Source organism: Pseudomonas sp. B21-051, from assembly GCF_024748795.1.
GTDB classification, from domain to species: domain Bacteria; phylum Pseudomonadota; class Gammaproteobacteria; order Pseudomonadales; family Pseudomonadaceae; genus Aquipseudomonas; species Aquipseudomonas putida_A.
The window spans coordinates 2,248,445-2,265,077 of record NZ_CP087166.1 but is presented as its reverse complement, the minus strand read 5'-3'; the positions used below and the strand labels follow the sequence as shown (position 1 = coordinate 2,265,077).

Here is a 16,633-nt window from a genome sequence, read left to right as displayed (position 1 = left end):
CGCTCCCACAGAGGATCTACAGCGAACACACAATCTGTGCATGACAAAAATTCAACTGTGGGAGCGAGCCTGCTCGCGAAGAGGCCCGCCCAGCCAGCACAACTCATCAGCTCCGGGCAAACGCCACCGCCGCCGCAAACTGCGCTTCATTCGGCCGCACGCCCGTGTACAGCACAAATTGCTCCAGCGCCTGGATCGCAATCACCTCCAGCCCGGTAATCACCTTCTTACCCTCGGCACGCCCCCGCACGATCAGCGGAGTTTCCGACGGAATCGCCACCACATCGAAAACGGTCCCGGCCGCCTGGATCACTTCAGGCTCGAACGCCAGTTGCCCGGCCTCCGGCCCGCCGTCCATGCCCACCGGAGTGACGTTGATCAGCATCTGCGGCCGCTCTTCGCTGAGCTCCGCCTGCCAGCGATAGCCCAGCGAGTCCGCCAGTGCCCGTCCGGCGCGCTCGTTACGCGCAACGATCAAGCCGTTCTTGTAGCCACCATCACGCAAGGCACTGGCCACCGCTTTGGCCATGCCGCCGCTGCCGCGCAGGGCGAACGTCGTGTCTCGCGGCACCGCGTGGGTTTCCAGCAATTGCGCGATGGCGATGTAATCGGTGTTGTAGGCCTTGAGATGGCCGTTGGTGTTAACGATGGTGTTGATCGACTGGATCGCCGCTGCTGACGCATCGAGCTCATCGACCAGCGCGATGCAGGCTTCCTTGAACGGCATCGACACCCCGCAACCACGAATCCCCAGCGCACGAATGCCGCCGACGGCCCCCGGCAGGTCCTGACTGCTGAACGCCTTGTAATAGAAATTCAGGCCCAACTGCTCATACAAATGGTTATGAAAGCGCAGACCGAAATTCCCTGGGCGCCCCGACAGGGACATGCACAGCTGGGTGTCTTTGTTGGGATTCATCTGCATGAAACTTCTCCTTAAAACGGACTTTCGGATGGACGGAGTTAGCCATTCCATCGGGTTCTGGACGATCATAAGCGCCTGTCTGCAACGGGCCGCGAGCCCCTTTGACCTGCCGGTAAAGAAGCCGGTACAGACCTTACACAAAATTTACCCAGCGGCTGTGCTGATTTTCAGAATTTCGCTGTCATAGAAGTATCCCCGCGACAACTTTGGGCCTGGTGCAGGCCCGGACGCCGGGTCGAAGAACCGAGGAATTATCATGATTCGTAAACTCCCCATCGTGGCCTTGTTGATTGGTGCATTCGCTATCACAGGTCAGGCAGAAGCCCACGGCGGTGGCTGGCAGGGTCCGGCAGTGTTTGGTGCGATCGTCGGCTCGGCCATCATCGGCTCGGCATTGATCAACCAGGACCGGCCGGTCTATGTACAACAGCCTGTTTACGCTCAACCGGCACCGGTTTATGTGCAACAACCGCCGCCACCGGTCTACTACCAGCCGGCCCCGGTCTACGTGCAACAACCGGTTTACGTGCCTGGCCCGGTCTACTACGGCCCACCACGCGGCTACTATGGCCGGCCACACGGCTACTACGGTGGTCCGCGCTGGTAATCGCAACCAACAAGCCCCGCTTTATAGCGGGGCTTTTTTATGACCGTCGGTCGGGCAAAGTCTGAAAAAATCTCGCCAAGGTCGCTGTGAGGACAGTTCCAGCAGCTAAAGTCGGCATGATGGACTTGACCGTTGGGGGCAAAACACAGAACGGTCATCTATTTGTCATGACGGAACCGCAATCTGAATCCGTCCGTAAACAACAGGTTGATAAAAACAAGGACGACCCATGCCTACACAAAATCCGCACCGCATCGTCGGCCTGTGCACTTCAAGCAAGGTGTACAGCGCGCTGACTGAATTGAAACACCTGGAAGGCCACCGCTGCGCCAAGTTTCTTTCGCTGCTGGCGGAGAATCTCGTGCACAAGGGCCTGCTCAATGAGCGCGAAGTGGTGCACATGCTCGACCAGGTTGTCGACTGACACAGTCCTCACTGTGATCAATGACCACTATCGAAAGCGTTGATTGTCCCTGAGCGCAGCGAATCACTAAGGTAGCTCCACAGATTGATGGAGGTACTTGTCATGGCTCAGGTTCAAATCATGTCGGTAGTCGGCAGCGCTGTTCCCGCATCGCTCAGAGCGTCGGGATTGCTCGCCTGCTGGTATCTGGTGCGCGATGGCGAGCCGATCAGCGGCCCGCTCACTTCGCTGCCCGCGGCGCAGGCCCTGTCGCAGAAAATCGTCAGCCGCCCATTCCACGCTTAAGGCAACTGGACCTTCGGTTTGGTCTCGATGAACAGCGCCCAGCTCGACATGAACAGCGCCGCGATCAGCGGCCCGATCACGAAACCGTTGAGGCCGAACACCGCGAGGCCGCCGAGGGTCGAGATGAGGATCATGTAATCCGGCATGCGCGTGTCTTTGCCGACCAGGATCGGGCGCAGCACGTTGTCCACCAGACCGATCACAAACACCCCGAACAACCCAAGCACCACGCCCTGCCAGATCATCCCGCTGAGCAGGAAGTACACCGCCACCGGCGCCCAGACGATCCCCGCACCCACCGCCGGCAACAGCGACAGGAAGCCCATCAGCACCGCCCACAGTAACGCGCTGGGAATATCGAGAAACCAGAAAATCGCCCCGCCCAATGCCCCTTGAGTGACCGCCACCACCAGGTTGCCCTTGACCGTCGCGCGCACCACCCGGTTGAACTTCAACTGCAAACGGCGCTTGTGGCTCTCCTCCAGCGGCACCGCGGTGCGTACCTTGCGCACCAGTTCGGCGCCATCACGCAAAAAGAAAAACAGCAGGTACAGCATGATGCCGAAGCTGACCACGAACTCGAATGTGCCTTGACCGAAACTGAACGCCTGACTGGCCAGCGCCTGACTGCCCTGCATCGACGCCTTGACGATTTTCTCGCGCAGGCCGTTGAGTTCGCCCATGCCAAAGCGATCGAGCAGATGCTGAAAGTATGGCGGCAGGCTGTGTTTGAACTGCGCCAGATAGGCACCGATGTCGAGTTGGCCGCTTTCAATGTTGTTGTACAGCGTCGCGCCTTCCTGGACCAACAGGATGCTGAGGATGATCACCGGCAGAATCGCTATCACCAGGCAGATGCCCAGAGTGCAGAGCGCTGTCAGGTTGCGCCGCCAGCCAAATTTGAGCTGTAACTTGCGCTGCATCGGCGCAAACAGAATGCCGAGAATCACCGCCCAGAACACCGCGCCGTAGAACGGCAGCAGAATCCAGATGAAGGCGACCGTCACCAGCAACAACAGCACGGTGAGGGATTTGAATTGCAGGGTTTTTTCGTTCATGTCCGATCCATGTCAGTCAGGCGTCTCGCACGCCCCGAACCTTAGTCAGCCGGGGCGCGCGCGAGTGCCATCTTTGTTCATGGAGCATAGATTGCCTGGACGATGCAGCCCGGCTAATCAGCGCACCGGCAGTTTGACGATCTGCGCAGTGCTCAACACGTCGCCGAAGGTGTCTTCGACTTCCGCCAGCGCGGCCTTGTGCAGCGAATCCTTGTCGATGGACGAGCCATTGACGCGGGTAATCGCACGGGTGGCCGAGGCGTCGGAGGCGACGATCACGTTGTAACCCAGCGGCGCAGCATCCCGCGCGGCGCCGGCGACGCAGGCGTGAGTCATCAGGCCGGAAATGATCAGCGTATTGATGCCGGCCTTCTTCAGGCGCTCGTCAAGATCGGTGCTGACGAATACGCTGACCGTGGTCTTTTGCAGAACCACGTCTTGCGGGCGTGGCTGCATGTCCTTGTGAAATTTAACGGTCTCGCCATCGATGGCAAATACCGGCGAGCCAGCCGGCGCGACGTGCTGCACGTGATACACCGGGATCTTGTGGCTGTCGGCGAAGCTGATCAGCTCACGGGTTTTCGCCAGAGCGGCGGCACCGTCCGGGATCGGCATCCGGCCACTGAAATATTCATTCTGGAAATCGATCACCACCAGTGCGGATTTGCCGGCCGGCAGATGATCGACCGGTGTCGCGCCGGACATTGCCCGAATGGTCGGGTGGTTGTCGGCCATCGCTGCGCTGCTGGCCAATACACCGGAAAATGCACAAGCGGTGAGAAAACGACGAGTAAAGTTCTGCATGGGAAGTTCCTGTTGCAGTTGAGTGGATGCGCAAAGGTTACGCAGCCACCGTCTTACCGAACACAGTGGAACCGGCACATGATCTGTGCCCTTTCTGCACAGATGAAGACCACGCACTCAAACGTAGATCCAGATCAATAAACCGCACTTGCCACTGCCCTACCCTGCCGCGCTTTTGCGACCGATGCCGCCATGAAGCCAGACCTCCCCCTCGCCGCCCCGGAATTGCTCGCCCCTGCCGGCACCCTGAAGAACATGCGCTACGCCTTCGCCTACGGTGCCGATGCGGTCTACGCCGGCCAGCCGCGTTACAGCCTGCGGGTGCGCAACAACGAATTCGACCACGCCAACCTCGCCCTCGGTATTCGCGAAGCGCAGGCCCAGGGCAAGCGCTTCTACGTGGTGGTCAACATTGCCCCGCACAACGCCAAACTGAAGACCTTCCTCAAGGATCTGGCACCAGTGATCGAGATGGCGCCGGACGCGCTGATCATGTCCGATCCGGGATTGATCATGCTGGTGCGCCGGCACTTTCCGCAGATGCCGATCCACCTCTCGGTGCAGGCCAATACGGTGAACTGGGCGAGCGTCGAGTTCTGGCAGCAACAAGGCCTGAGCCGGATCATCCTGTCGCGGGAGCTGTCGCTGGAAGAAATCGGCGAAATCCGTGAACAGGTACCGTGCATGGAGCTGGAGGTGTTCGTCCATGGTGCGCTATGTATGGCCTACTCCGGGCGCTGCCTGCTGTCGGGCTACATGAACAAGCGCGACGCCAATCAGGGCACCTGCACCAACGCCTGCCGCTGGAAGTATTCGGCGCAGCAAGCCACGGAAAACCAGCTCGGCGAGATCGTGCACACCTTCCAGCCGGAGCCGACCCTGGGCATCGGCGCGCCGACCGATCAGGTGTTCCTGCTGCAGGAAGCCAATCGCCCCGATGAGTTGATGCCGGCATTTGAAGACGAGCACGGCACCTACATCATGAACGCCAAGGATCTGCGCGCGGTGCAGCACGTCGAACGCCTGACGCGCATGGGCGTGCATTCGCTGAAGATTGAGGGCAGGACCAAATCGCACTTCTATTGCGCACGCACCACTCAGGTCTATCGCCGAGCGATCGACGATGCAGTGGCCGGACGTGAGTTCGATCGCAGCCTTATGACCGATCTGGAATCACTGGCCCAGCGCGGCTACACCGAAGGTTTCCTGCGTCGCCATGTGCATGACGAATACCAGAATTATCAGAACGGCAGCTCGGTGTCAGAGCGTCAGCAATTCGTCGGCGAACTCACCGGCGAACGCCGCGACCGGTTGGCCGAGGTCAAAGTGAAGAACCGTTTTGCCTTGGGCGATCATCTGGAATTGATGACTCCGAAGGGCAATTTCCACTTCGATCTGCACCAGTTGCAGAGTGCCAAGGGTGAAGCGATCGAGGTTGCACCAGGGGATGGCCACACGGTGTACCTGCCGATTCCGGATGCGGTGGATTTGCGCTTTGGCCTGCTGATGCGCGACCTGACTCCTTGACCCCCTCCCCTGTAGGAGCTGCCGCAGGCTGCGATCTTTTGATCTTGTTCTTCAATAACAAAGTCAAAAGATCGCAGCCTTCGGCAGCTCCTACACAGGGAATGCGGGTGTAGCGGAGTCAGAGGAATTCTTCACGCAACATCGCCACAAACGCCTCACGCGCCGGGTGTACCCCGGCGTTTTCGTGCCAGTAAAACAGGTTGTCGATCGCCGTCAGTTCGGGAAACTCATAGCCCACGCAGCCAGCGCCTCTGGCGTATTGCTCAAATACGCCTTTAGGCACCAAGGCCACGCCGGCGCCAGCACTCACACAACCGACAATCGCCCCGTAACTGGCAAGGCTGACAATCGGCAGCGCCTGCCCCTGACGCAACAACCAGTGCTCCAACGCTGCCCGATACGGACAACCCTGCGGCCACATGAACATGGTTTTGTCCTGCAGATCGTGGATGTCGCGCACCGGGCCGAACGAAGTCGAAGCAATCAGCAGCAACTCCTCGCGGTACATCGGCGTGCGCTTGAGTTGCGCGCGCTCGACGTCCACCGCGACGATGGCACCGTCGAGGCGATGGCTGACGGTGTCGTCGAGCAACTGACCCCAGGTGCCAGTGGTCAACTCCAGCGCCACCTGCGGATAGCGCTGGTGAAACTTGGCCAACAGCCGCGGCAAGCGCCCGGTGGCCGAGGACTCGATCGCACCGATACGCAGCGGGCCGGACGGTTCGGCGGCGGGATCCAGCGCGCGCTTGGCTTCGGCGGTCAGCGCCAGAATCCGCTCGGCATACGCAAGAAACGTCTGCCCCGCCGGGCTGATCCGCAGCCCGCGCCCCTCGCGCAGAAACAGCGCCACACCGAGTTCCGCCTCCAGCGCCTTGATCCGTGCGGTGATGTTCGACGGCACACAAAACAATTTTTCAGCGGCGCGGGCAATGCTGCCCTCGTCGGCCACGGTCTTGAACATGCGGATCTGCGCCAGCTCCATACTCATCACTCAAAGTGAACATTCGGCGCAGTATAAGTCAGTTGTGGAGACTTGTTCGCCGCCCGGATACTCGGCGCATCAACCCTTGCGGTGCGCCGATCATGCCGTCTCCTTCTCCCTTGAAAATCATTCTGGCCATGGCCTTCGTGGTCGGCTGCTGGGCCTATTCACCCACCGGCATTCACATCGGCCTGCAAGCCTACGACCCCGGACATCTGGCGTTACTGCGGTTTTTCCTGGCGTCGTTGTTCATGGCCGTGATCGCGGCGTTCAAGGGCATTCGCCTGCCGCAACGGCGCGATGTACCACTGTTGTTCGCATTGGGATTTTTTGCCGTCAGTCTGCATCACGTGGCGCTGAACATCGGCCAGCAAAGCGTCAGTGCCGGCGCCTCCAGCGTACTGGCGCAGTCGAGCCCGCTGTTCAGTACGCTGCTGGCGCGCTACGTGTTCAAGGATCAGGTCAGTGTCTGGCGTTGGGGCTGCGTGTTACTGGGACTGGTCGGCGTGGTGATCGTGGTCAGCGCCGATCAGGGCCTGGGGCAGATCGACGCGCATGGCTTGCTGATCCTGCTGGCAGCGCTGTCATGGAGCATTTACTTCGCCCTGCAAAAACACCACGCCCGGCGTTATGACGGTTTCAGTCTGGCGTGTTATGCGGTGTGGTCGGGGACGCTGCTGTTGCTGATTTATCTGCCGGGGCTGAGTGCGGCGGTGTTGCAAGCGCCGCTAAGAGTGCAATGGGCAGTGCTGGCGCTGGGGGTATTTCCCAGTGCACTGGCCTATCTGGCCTGGGGCTTTGTGCTCAAACATGTGGACTTGAGCCGGGCGACGATGACGTTGTACCTGATACCACCGACGGCGATGGGGATTGCTTCGCTGGGGTTGGGCGAGCGACCGACGCTGATGGTGCTGGTGGGGTCAGCGGTGGTGCTGATCAGTGTGCTGGCGTTGAATCTGGAGCGGCGGGTGGTGGTGCGCGCAATAGAAGTCTGAACCATGATCTTCAGCGACGTTGCGGCCTCATCGCTGGCAAGCCAGCTCCCACAGGATATGTCTCGAACACAAAATCCCATGCCACCACCGACCACTGTGGGAGCGGGCTTGCCCGCGATGAGGCCCACAGCCCCCCTTTAACTGACCGCCCACAAAAAACCCGGCACCAAGGCCGGGTTTTCACTACCTGCGATCATCCGACAACGGCGTCGGCTCATCCGCCGGCGGCACATCATCGTCCGCCGCCGGGTCCTTCCAGTCTTCCGGACGATCGGCATCACTCAACGGATCACGTCCCGGGCTCATGCCCGGCGGCGCATCGTGATCGGCCAGTGTCGGCTCATCCGTGCCGGGCACCGGACGGGTTGGATCGGTCGGCAGCACACCACCTTGAAACAGCAAATCGTTAGCCATGACACACCTCACCAGGGAGGTCCGGAGAACCCGGGCCATACTGTTTGGAAGCGTGCCTGCGCAGGCGGTGCTATCGAACAGACCAACGGCAATCAGCCCTGCGCACTGAAGCGGTCACGGCTGTTGGTCAGGTGCAGCCACATGGCCGCACGCGCCGCGTCCGGATCCTGCCGCTTGATCGCATTCAGGATCGCTTCGTGCTCCAGATGGGCCAACTGCCCCAGCTTGCTCAGATCCGCCGCGCCACGCTCGGCGGCATTGAGCCGCTGACGCGGAATCATCGCGCTGCCCAGGTGCTGCATGATTTCGCTGAAGCAGACATTGCCGGTGGCTTCGGCGATCAGCAGATGAAAACGTCGATCAGCCTCGACACAACTGTCATTGCTGTCCAGCAGACGCTGATAGTCATCCAGCGCCTGACGCATCTGCAGCAATTGCTGCTCACTGCGCCGTAGCGCCGCCAACGCCGCGGCCTGTGTCTCCAGGCCCATGCGCAATTCAAGAATGCTGCGCACCCCGAGCGCCGTATCGACATTCAGGCGCAAGCCCTGCTCGGCAGCACGCTCGATGACGAAACTGCCGATGCCGTGCCGCGTCTCGACCAGGCCCGAGGCCTGCAACTTGGAAATCGCTTCGCGCACCACCGTGCGACTGACGCCGTGCTCCTGAACGATGGCGTTCTCCGACGGCAGCTTGTCGCCGGGCGACAACTGGCCAAGCAGGATGCTCTGGGTAAGTTTCTCCACCAGATCGTGTGCGAGGTTGTGTGCACGTTTGGGCGCAGGGGCGTCGAGGTCTTCTTGCATGATCAGTTCCGGTCATCGGGGCTTGTCGATCGTAGCACTGCGCGGTGGCTGACGAGATCGATTTTAGTGCTGAAACAGCCATCAACTTGTATGACAACATTCAATAAAATTCTAAAAAACGGAATAGGCAAGGTGGCTGATCTGTTTGAACGTTGACATGAAAAACCATGAAACGCGTCTGACGCAAGCAATCCAACCCAATAAAAACGGGTGAATCCGCTAAAAAGAAATAAGAAATCTGCCCGCCAGACAAATTTAATCGCTACGCCCCACTTGTAGGACAAAAAATCTCAGTTGTATGATGTCTAGCAACAACGCTGCACCGAGCCCTACCCCGCATAAAAATAATCAGTGGGAGAAAACCAAGTGAAAACCTCCGTCTCCGGGATGAACGAGGGCGTCGATTCGACACTCGCGTCCGCCATCTCGAAAGTGAAACGCCACGTCCTGCCGCTCTTCGTGATCATGTTCATCGTCAATTACATTGACCGGGTGAACATCGGTTTCGTCCGCACTCACATGGAACATGATCTGGGCATCGGGGCTGCCGCCTACGGCTTCGGCGCCGGTCTGTTCTTCATCGGTTACGCGCTGTTCGAAGTGCCGTCCAACATGCTTTTGCAGAAAGTCGGCGCGCGTATCTGGCTCACCCGCATCATGCTTACCTGGGGCCTGGTCGCCGCCGGCATGGCGTTCATCCAGAACGAAACGCACTTTTACATCCTGCGCTTTCTACTCGGCGTGGCCGAAGCCGGGTTCTTTCCCGGGGTGATCTACTACTTCACCCGCTGGCTGCCGGGTGCCGAACGCGGCAAGGCGATCGCGATTTTCCTCAGCGGGTCAGCAGTCGCCTCGCTGATCTCCGGCCCGTTGTCCGGCCTGCTCTTGCAGATCAACGGCCTGGGCCTGCACGGCTGGCAATGGATGTACTTCATCGAGGGGATGTTTTCCGTGGGGCTGTGTGTGTTCGTGTGGTTCTGGCTCGACGCCAAACCGCACGACGCAAAATGGCTGACCCGCGCCGAACAGGACGCACTGGTCAGCGCCATCGATGATGAACAGAAGGCCCGCGAAGCCGCGACGCCGATCCGCCCATCGATGGGCAAACTGCTCAAGGACCGGCAGATCATTCTGTTCTGCCTGATCTACTTTTTCATTCAACTGACCATCTACGCCGCGACGTTCTGGCTGCCGAGCATCATCAAGAAAATGGGCGAGATGAGCGATTTCCAGGTCGGGCTGTTCAATTCGATTCCGTGGTTGCTGTCGATCGTCGGCATGTACGCCTTCGCCGCCTTCTCGGCCAAGTGGAAGCACCAGCAGGCCTGGGTCGCCACCGCGTTGTTGATCGCCGCGGCGGGGATGTTCATGTCCACTACCGGCGGGCCGATCTTCGCCTTTGTCGCGATCTGTTTTGCCGCGCTGGGCTTCAAGTCCGCCTCATCGTTGTTTTGGCCGATTCCGCAGGCGTATCTGGACGCAAGGATCGCTGCGGCAGTAATTGCGTTGATCAATTCAGTCGGCAACCTCGGCGGCTTCGTCGCGCCGACCACCTTCGGCCTGCTCGAAGAACACACCGGCTCGATTCAGGGCGGCCTCTACGGCCTGGCCGCGACCTCGATCATCGCCGCGATCATCGTCTTCGCTGCACGCACCACCCCGAAACCCGCTGCTGACCTCGCCGTGGCCGAGGCCGCGCCAAAGCACGCATGACTTCCTTTTTAAAGATGCTGACAAGGATAAAAACATGACCGCACACGACACTGCCAAAGCGCCAATCATCACTGAAATGCAGGTGATTCCCGTGGCCGGCCACGACGGCATGCTGCTCAACCTGAGCGGCGCCCACGGGCCGTTTTTCACCCGCAATATCGTCATTCTCAAGGACAACGCCGGCCACACTGGCGTCGGTGAAGTGCCCGGTGGCGAGCGCATCCGCCAGACGCTGGAAGACGCCCGCAGCCTGGTGCTCGGCAACGCGATCGGCAACTATCAGAAAATCCTCAATCAGGTGCGCCAGACCTTCGCCGAGCGCGATGCCGGCGGCCGTGGCCTGCAGACGTTCGACCTGCGTATCACCATCCACGCGGTCACCGGACTCGAAGCCGCCCTGCTCGACCTGCTCGGGCAACACCTCGACGTACCGGTCGCGGCGCTGCTCGGCGAAGGCCAGCAACGCGACCAAGTGAAGATGCTCGGTTATCTGTTTTATGTCGGCGATCAACGCGAGACCGACCTCGCCTACCGCAGCGAACCGGATGCCGATAACGACTGGTTCCGCGTCCGTCACGAGAAAGCCATGAGCGCCGAAGCGGTGGTGCGCCTGGCTGAAGCGGCCCAGGCGAAATACGGTTTCCAGGACTTCAAACTCAAGGGCGGCGTGCTCAGTGGCGACGCGGAAATCGAAGCCGTGACGGCTCTGGCCGAACGCTTTCCCGAGGCACGCATCACCCTCGATCCGAACGGCGCCTGGTCACTGAAAGAAGCGATCCGCCTGTGCCGCGATCAACATAAGGTGCTGGCTTACGCCGAAGACCCGTGCGGTGCGGAAAACGGTTACTCGGGGCGCGAAGTCATGGCCGAGTTCCGCCGCGCAACCGGGCTGAAGACGGCGACCAACATGATCGCCACCGACTGGCGCGAGATGGGCCACGCCATTCAGTTGCAGTCGGTGGACATTCCTCTGGCCGACCCGCACTTCTGGACCATGCAAGGCTCGGTACGTGTCGCGCAGTTGTGCCATGAGTGGGGCCTGACCTGGGGCTCACACTCCAACAACCACTTCGATATCTCGCTGGCGATGTTCACCCATGTCGCGGCGGCGGCACCGGGCGACATCACCGCCATCGACACGCACTGGATCTGGCAGGACGGTCAGCGCCTGACCAAGGCACCGCTGCAAATTGTCGACGGTTGCGTGCAAGTGCCGCAGAAACCGGGGCTGGGGGTGGAGCTGGACATGGATCAATTGGCCAAGGCTCACGAGCTGTACAAAGGCATGGGGCTCGGCGCGCGGGATGACAGCGTGGCGATGCAGTTTTTGATTCCGGGGTGGACGTTCGATAACAAGCGGCCGTGTCTGGTGCGCTGATGCCTTCCCCCTGTAGGAGCTGCCGCAGGCTGCGATCTTTTGATCTTGATCTTCAAAAATCAAAGTCAAAAGATCGCAGCCTGCGGCAGCTCCTACAATGGAGTTGTATTAACCAGAGATTTGTAGCAGCCAGTTTTTGAACGCCGTCATCGCCGCCGTCTCCGGCCGTGACTGCAAGCGCGTCAGCCAATAACTGCCGGTGGTGATTTCAATCGCAAACGGCTGACGAATCACGTCCGAAGCCAGTTGCCGGGCGAACATCAGCGGCGGTGCCAACGCTACCCCGCTGCCCTGCAGCGCGGCTTCCATCATCGCCAGCGACGAATCGAAGACAATGCTCTGCGGCGGTGCCGCGTGGGTCGCCAGGCCGGCGGCGTGAAACCACTCCGGCCATTCATCTGTGCGATAGGAACGCAGCAAGCGCTGTTGCAGCAGATCACCCGGGGTATGCAACTGCCGGGCAATTTCCGGCACGCACAGCACCGACAATGGCGCATCGAGCAGGCGCGTGGCCTCGATGCCGTGCCACGCTCCGGCGCCAAATCGAATCGCGTAATCCAGCCCCTCAGCCGCGACGTCGACCCGGTTGTTGTGAGTCGACAGCCGCAAATCTATGAGCGGATGTTTCGCCTGGAAGTCTGGCAGCCGTGGCAGCAACCAACCGACCGCAAAGGTTCCGACGGCACCCACGGTCAACATTTCCCGATACTGACCGCCGGCCAGCCGCTCGAGCATCTGCGCGATATGATCGAACGACGTGGTCAAAACCGGCAACAGGGTCTCGCCTTCACTGGTCAGCATCAGCCCGCGGGGCAGGCGTTTGAACAGGGTGACGTTGAGTTGCGCTTCGAGGCTTTTCACCTGATGGCTCACCGCCGCTTGAGTCACGCATAACTCCACGGCGGCACGGGTAAAGCTCAGATGCCGCGCCGAAGCTTCGAACGCACGCAGTGCATTGAGCGGCAGTTGAGGTCGAATCATGCCCAGTCCCAAATTTTTCTAATGGCTCATCCGAAATTTCATCGTTTGTCGACGAGTGCCAGACTGCCTAAATTGTCGGCGCTGATCAGCTGCCCAACCTTGCGATTGCCCGCAGTGTAGCGGGATATCACCCTCAACACTCATGGAGAGTGGTTCACTCATGTCCTTCATCAACCCGAGCAAAGTCATTTCCTGCAGCGCTTTTGGCCTGTTTTTCGGCGCTGCCGCGTGCATCGCCGCCACACCCAGCGACGAGCAACTGCAAACCCTGATGAACAAAGCCGTCACCCCGGTGATGCAGCAGCAGAACATCCCCGGCCTTGCCGTCGCCATCACCATCAACGGTCAACCGCATTACTTTAATTACGGCGTCGCCGCCAAGGATACCGGGCAGAAAGTCAGCGAAAACACCCTGTTCGAAATCGGCTCGGTGAGTAAAACCTTTGCCGCGACCCTGGCCGGCTATGCGCAGGCGACCGGCAAACTCGACCTTTCGGCCAAGGCCAGCCAACTCTGGCCGGAACTCAAGGGCAGCGCTTTCGACAATATCAGCGTGCTGCAACTGGGCACCTACAGCGCCGGCGGCCTGCCGCTGCAATTCCCTGACGAGTGGGATTCGGCGGACAAGATGCTCGGCTATTACCAACAATGGAAACCGGGCTTCCCGGCTGGCAGCCAGCGTCTGTATTCCAACCCCAGCCTGGGCCTGTTCGGTTATCTGGCCGCCAAGACCCTTGGCCAGCCCTATGATCAGGCGCTGATCGAAACCCTGCTGCCGAAACTCGGCCTGCAACACACCTACCTGCAGGTGCCGAAAACGCAAATGAGCCTGTACGCGCAGGGCTACGACAAAAACAACCAACCGGTGCGCGTCACCCCGGGCGCCATGGATTCAGAAGCCTACGGCGTGAAAACCAGCGCCGCCGACATGTTGCGATACGTGCAGGCCAACCTGAAACCGGCAAGCCTTGAAACGCCGCTGCAACAAGCCATTGCCAACACCCACACCGGTTATTACAGCGTCGGCGACATGACCCAGGGCCTGGGTTGGGAAATGTACCGTTACCCGATCAGCCTCGACCGCTTGCTGGCCGGCAACAGCACGGAAATGGCCATGCAGCCGCACAAGGTGCAGTGGCTCAACCCGCCACAGCCGCAGGTGGATAATGTGCTGCTGAACAAAACCGGATCTACGGGTGGTTTTGGCAGTTACGTGGCGTTTGTGCCGTCGAAGGATGTCGGCGTAGTGATTCTGGCGAACAAGAACTTTCCGATTCCGGAGCGGGTGAAGATTGCTCACACGATCCTCAGCGTTTTGACCGACTGAAAATCAAAAGATCGCAGCCTTCGGCAGCTCCTACACCGATCCCATGTAGGAGCTGCCGCAGGCTGCGATCTTTTTGGGCGGGCAATAAAAATGGGCGACCTGCAGAGGTCGCCCATTTTTTTGGTTCAGGCCATGCCATCAATCATCCGGCATTTCCGGTGGCTTGCTCGGTTTCGCCGGTTTGCTCGCCTTGGCGCCCTTCTCGCCTTTCTTGGCTGCCGGTTCAGCGGCCGTGGCCTTGGTTTCAGCGACCGTCGGTGCGCTGATTTCCTTTTCGCTGGCCGGCAATGCATCAACCGTGTCGAAGATTTTCTTCAGGTCCACCGATTTCGCCTCATCGCCCGAGGCCGAGAGTTTGGTCTCGCCGTCCTTGCCCAGCAGGAACACTTTAGGGTACGCGCCGGCACCGAGTTTCAGCGACCGCAGCAAAGCCATGGTGTCTTGCTGGCCGAGATCCTTGCCATCGAGTTGTCCGGCCATATTGAGGATGGTGTAGACCTTGATGTTGCGGTCGGCGACGCCCTTCTTGTTCGCCGGATCTTCCAGCGACTTTTTCAGCCCCACCCACACCGGGTCGACGGTGCTTTGTGCGATCACGATCAACGGTCGGGCCCGTCCCATATCCCCGGCTATGGGCGAGTCATTGTCAACGGCGAACAAGGGGCCGGCAATCGCCAGCAAGAGTGTCAGGGTCAGTGACCTGATGAGCATGCGCATCTCCTTTTGATATCCACGCTCTAATGATTGCGCATCGCGGCGATTGTTCCGGGTTCGTGCCCGGCAAATATGTTTCGCCTTGTCAGAAGCTTAGGTCAGCCACGTCATTGCGCAACTGCGTCGGCATAATCGTGACGCGGATTTGATTACCTTTTATGAGCGCATTAGGGTGGTCGTTCTGCCCACGAAATGGAGTTCAACCCATGCACATCGACTACCTGTGCGATCACCCGCATTTGATTGAGGAACTGGCTGCGCTCAATTTCAAGGAGTGGGGCGAATTCCGTGACGGCGATACCCTTGAAGCCCGCACCGAGCGGATGCGCGCGGCCTGCGGCAAGGGTGCGGTTCCCAGCGTGGTGGTGGCCATTGAAGACGGCAGATTGCTCGGCGGCGCGCTGCTGATCGACAGCGACATGAAGATCCGCCCGCAACTGACGCCGTGGCTGGCGGGCGTCTACGTGAAAGCCGAAGAACGCGGACGCGGAATTGCTTCGCAACTGGTCAATCGGATTGTCGAAGAAGCCAGGGCGTTGGGCGTACAGACGTTGTATCTGTACACCGACGCTGCGCAAGCGCTGTATGCGCGGTTGGGTTGGGAGGTGGTCGAGGATCTGGTCTACGAGGATTTGCCGGTGACCGTCATGAAATTCAACATCCTTCATACCCCAGTGTAGGAGCTGCCGCAGGCTGCGATCCTTTGATTTTGAAGGTCAAAAGATCGCAGCCTTCGGCAGCTCCTACATCAGAACGCCAGTTTATAGCCGATCAACAGCAGCATGGTCGCCAGGCACGGACGCAGCAATTCATCGGAAATGCGCCCGGTCAGGTGGCTGCCCAGCCAGATGCCCGGCAACGAGCCCATCAGCAGAAAGCCCAACACGCCCCAGTCCATGTTGCCCATGCTCGCGTGGCCCAGACCGGCAACCAGCGTCAGCGGCACGGCGTGGGCGATTTCGGTGCCGACCAGACGCCGGGTCGGCAGCAGCGGATAGAGGATGAACAACGCGACGGTGCCAAGGGCGCCGGCGCCGATCGAGGTCAGGGCGACCATGGTGCCGAGGATCAGCCCGGTGATCACCGTCATTACGTTCAGGCGAGCGCCGCTCGGGTTGTAGTTGCCGCCAGCGCGTTTGTGGGCGAATTCGAGCAGGCGCTTCTTGAACAGAATCGCCAGCGCCGTGGCGAACAGCACGAAGCCCAAGGCCTGTTTGATGATCGCGTTCATCGCCTCGGGCGCGGTGTGCAGCGTGCTGAGAAACCACAAAGTCATGGCGACTGCCGGCACGCTGCCGAGGGTCAGCCATCCGGTGATGGCCCAGTCGATGTTGTTGTTCTTCTTGTGCACCAGCACGCCACTGGATTTGGTAATGGCCGCGTACAGCAGGTCAGTGCCCACCGCTGTTGCCGGGTTGATGCCGAACCACAGCAGGATCGGCGTCATCAACGAACCGCCGCCGACACCGGTCATGCCGACAATAAAACCCACCACCAGCCCGGCAATCACCAGGCCGAAATTTGCCAATTCCATTAAGACGTCCAGAAAAACGACAGGAAAAATCTGGCCCGCAGCATAGCGATTTTTCATATAACCACATATATCGATGCGGTCTATCGTTATGCCCGTTTACCACATCTAACACTGTAGGAGCTGCCGAAGGCTGCGATCTTTTGCTTGTCTTTTAAATCA

Annotated in this window: 18 protein-coding genes; 9 read left to right on the top strand and 9 right to left on the bottom strand. The window is 59.9% G+C overall.

Annotated features, from left to right (window positions below; all coding sequences use genetic code 11):
- Nucleotides 1–106: 106 nt before the first annotated feature.
- Nucleotides 107–925: a shikimate 5-dehydrogenase gene (locus LOY52_RS10140; protein ID WP_258679343.1), complete on the bottom strand. Its 819-nt coding sequence runs from the start codon at nucleotides 923–925 to the stop codon at nucleotides 107–109.
- Nucleotides 926–1,181: 256 nt separating this feature from the next.
- Here LOY52_RS10140 and LOY52_RS10135 point away from each other — a divergent pair, with 256 nt between their 5' ends.
- From LOY52_RS10135 to LOY52_RS10125, 3 genes are all read left to right on the top strand, one after another.
- Nucleotides 1,182–1,532, top strand: a complete 351-nt coding sequence (locus LOY52_RS10135; protein WP_007965394.1) for a hypothetical protein — start codon at nucleotides 1,182–1,184, stop codon at nucleotides 1,530–1,532.
- A gap of 229 nt (nucleotides 1,533–1,761) precedes the next feature.
- Nucleotides 1,762–1,956 carry a hypothetical protein gene (locus LOY52_RS10130; protein ID WP_025108897.1) on the top strand — a complete coding sequence of 65 codons (195 nt, stop codon included), beginning with the start codon at nucleotides 1,762–1,764 and terminating at the stop codon, nucleotides 1,954–1,956.
- 102 nt (nucleotides 1,957–2,058) lie between these two features.
- Nucleotides 2,059–2,241 (top strand): hypothetical protein, encoded by a 183-nt coding sequence (locus LOY52_RS10125; RefSeq protein ID WP_258679342.1) that lies wholly within the window; start codon nucleotides 2,059–2,061, stop codon nucleotides 2,239–2,241.
- Here LOY52_RS10125 and LOY52_RS10120 read toward each other — a convergent pair.
- Nucleotides 2,238–3,299: an AI-2E family transporter gene (locus tag LOY52_RS10120; protein ID WP_258679341.1), complete on the bottom strand. Its 1,062-nt coding sequence runs from the start codon at nucleotides 3,297–3,299 to the stop codon at nucleotides 2,238–2,240. The two genes, LOY52_RS10125 and LOY52_RS10120, sit on opposite strands and share 4 nt — an antisense overlap.
- A 117-nt stretch (nucleotides 3,300–3,416) precedes the next feature.
- Nucleotides 3,417–4,103, bottom strand: a complete 687-nt coding sequence (locus LOY52_RS10115) for a cysteine hydrolase family protein (protein WP_258679340.1) — start codon at nucleotides 4,101–4,103, stop codon at nucleotides 3,417–3,419.
- A 192-nt stretch (nucleotides 4,104–4,295) separates the two neighbouring features.
- On the opposite strand from LOY52_RS10115, the gene yegQ reads away from it, so the two are divergent.
- Nucleotides 4,296–5,630 carry a tRNA 5-hydroxyuridine modification protein YegQ gene (yegQ, locus tag LOY52_RS10110; RefSeq protein WP_258679339.1) on the top strand — a complete coding sequence of 445 codons (1,335 nt, stop codon included), beginning with the start codon at nucleotides 4,296–4,298 and terminating at the stop codon, nucleotides 5,628–5,630.
- A gap of 118 nt (nucleotides 5,631–5,748) precedes the next feature.
- Here the strand turns inward: yegQ and LOY52_RS10105 are convergent, their stop codons facing one another.
- On the bottom strand, nucleotides 5,749–6,612 hold the full coding sequence (locus LOY52_RS10105; RefSeq protein ID WP_258679846.1) for a LysR family transcriptional regulator: 864 nt from the start codon (nucleotides 6,610–6,612) through the stop codon (nucleotides 5,749–5,751).
- A 101-nt stretch (nucleotides 6,613–6,713) separates the two neighbouring features.
- Between LOY52_RS10105 and LOY52_RS10100 the strand changes: the two genes are divergently transcribed.
- Nucleotides 6,714–7,607, top strand: coding sequence for a DMT family transporter (locus tag LOY52_RS10100; RefSeq protein ID WP_258679338.1), 894 nt, complete (start codon nucleotides 6,714–6,716; stop codon nucleotides 7,605–7,607).
- Nucleotides 7,608–7,790: 183 nt separating this feature from the next.
- Here the strand turns inward: LOY52_RS10100 and LOY52_RS10095 are convergent, their stop codons facing one another.
- Together LOY52_RS10095 and LOY52_RS10090 are read right to left on the bottom strand one after the other, a co-directional pair.
- Nucleotides 7,791–8,021, bottom strand: coding sequence for a hypothetical protein (locus LOY52_RS10095; protein ID WP_007965409.1), 231 nt, complete (start codon nucleotides 8,019–8,021; stop codon nucleotides 7,791–7,793).
- Nucleotides 8,022–8,113: 92 nt separating this feature from the next.
- A complete protein-coding gene (locus tag LOY52_RS10090; protein WP_258679336.1) occupies nucleotides 8,114–8,827 on the bottom strand; it encodes a FadR/GntR family transcriptional regulator in 714 nt (237 codons plus the stop codon).
- A gap of 366 nt (nucleotides 8,828–9,193) precedes the next feature.
- Between LOY52_RS10090 and LOY52_RS10085 the strand changes: the two genes are divergently transcribed.
- Both LOY52_RS10085 and gudD read left to right on the top strand, forming a co-directional pair.
- On the top strand, nucleotides 9,194–10,540 hold the full coding sequence (locus LOY52_RS10085) for an MFS transporter (protein WP_258679335.1): 1,347 nt from the start codon (nucleotides 9,194–9,196) through the stop codon (nucleotides 10,538–10,540).
- Nucleotides 10,541–10,574: 34 nt separating this feature from the next.
- On the top strand, nucleotides 10,575–11,918 hold the full coding sequence (gene gudD, locus LOY52_RS10080; RefSeq protein WP_258679333.1) for a glucarate dehydratase: 1,344 nt from the start codon (nucleotides 10,575–10,577) through the stop codon (nucleotides 11,916–11,918).
- Between the two features lie 108 nt (nucleotides 11,919–12,026).
- Here gudD and LOY52_RS10075 read toward each other — a convergent pair whose 3' ends face one another.
- Nucleotides 12,027–12,899: a LysR family transcriptional regulator gene (locus LOY52_RS10075; protein WP_258679332.1), complete on the bottom strand. Its 873-nt coding sequence runs from the start codon at nucleotides 12,897–12,899 to the stop codon at nucleotides 12,027–12,029.
- Nucleotides 12,900–13,059: 160 nt separating this feature from the next.
- Between LOY52_RS10075 and ampC the strand changes: the two genes are divergently transcribed.
- A complete protein-coding gene (ampC, locus tag LOY52_RS10070; protein WP_258679330.1) occupies nucleotides 13,060–14,226 on the top strand; it encodes a class C beta-lactamase in 1,167 nt (388 codons plus the stop codon).
- Nucleotides 14,227–14,364: 138 nt separating this feature from the next.
- Here ampC and LOY52_RS10065 read toward each other — a convergent pair whose 3' ends face one another.
- Nucleotides 14,365–14,937 (bottom strand): DUF4174 domain-containing protein, encoded by a 573-nt coding sequence (locus LOY52_RS10065; protein ID WP_258679329.1) that lies wholly within the window; start codon nucleotides 14,935–14,937, stop codon nucleotides 14,365–14,367.
- A 209-nt stretch (nucleotides 14,938–15,146) separates the two neighbouring features.
- On the opposite strand from LOY52_RS10065, the gene LOY52_RS10060 reads away from it, so the two are divergent.
- Nucleotides 15,147–15,620, top strand: coding sequence for a GNAT family N-acetyltransferase (locus LOY52_RS10060; protein WP_258679327.1), 474 nt, complete (start codon nucleotides 15,147–15,149; stop codon nucleotides 15,618–15,620).
- 68 nt (nucleotides 15,621–15,688) lie between these two features.
- Here the strand turns inward: LOY52_RS10060 and LOY52_RS10055 are convergent, their stop codons facing one another.
- Nucleotides 15,689–16,474: a sulfite exporter TauE/SafE family protein gene (locus tag LOY52_RS10055; RefSeq protein WP_064586898.1), complete on the bottom strand. Its 786-nt coding sequence runs from the start codon at nucleotides 16,472–16,474 to the stop codon at nucleotides 15,689–15,691.
- Between the last annotated feature and the right edge of the window lie 159 nt (nucleotides 16,475–16,633).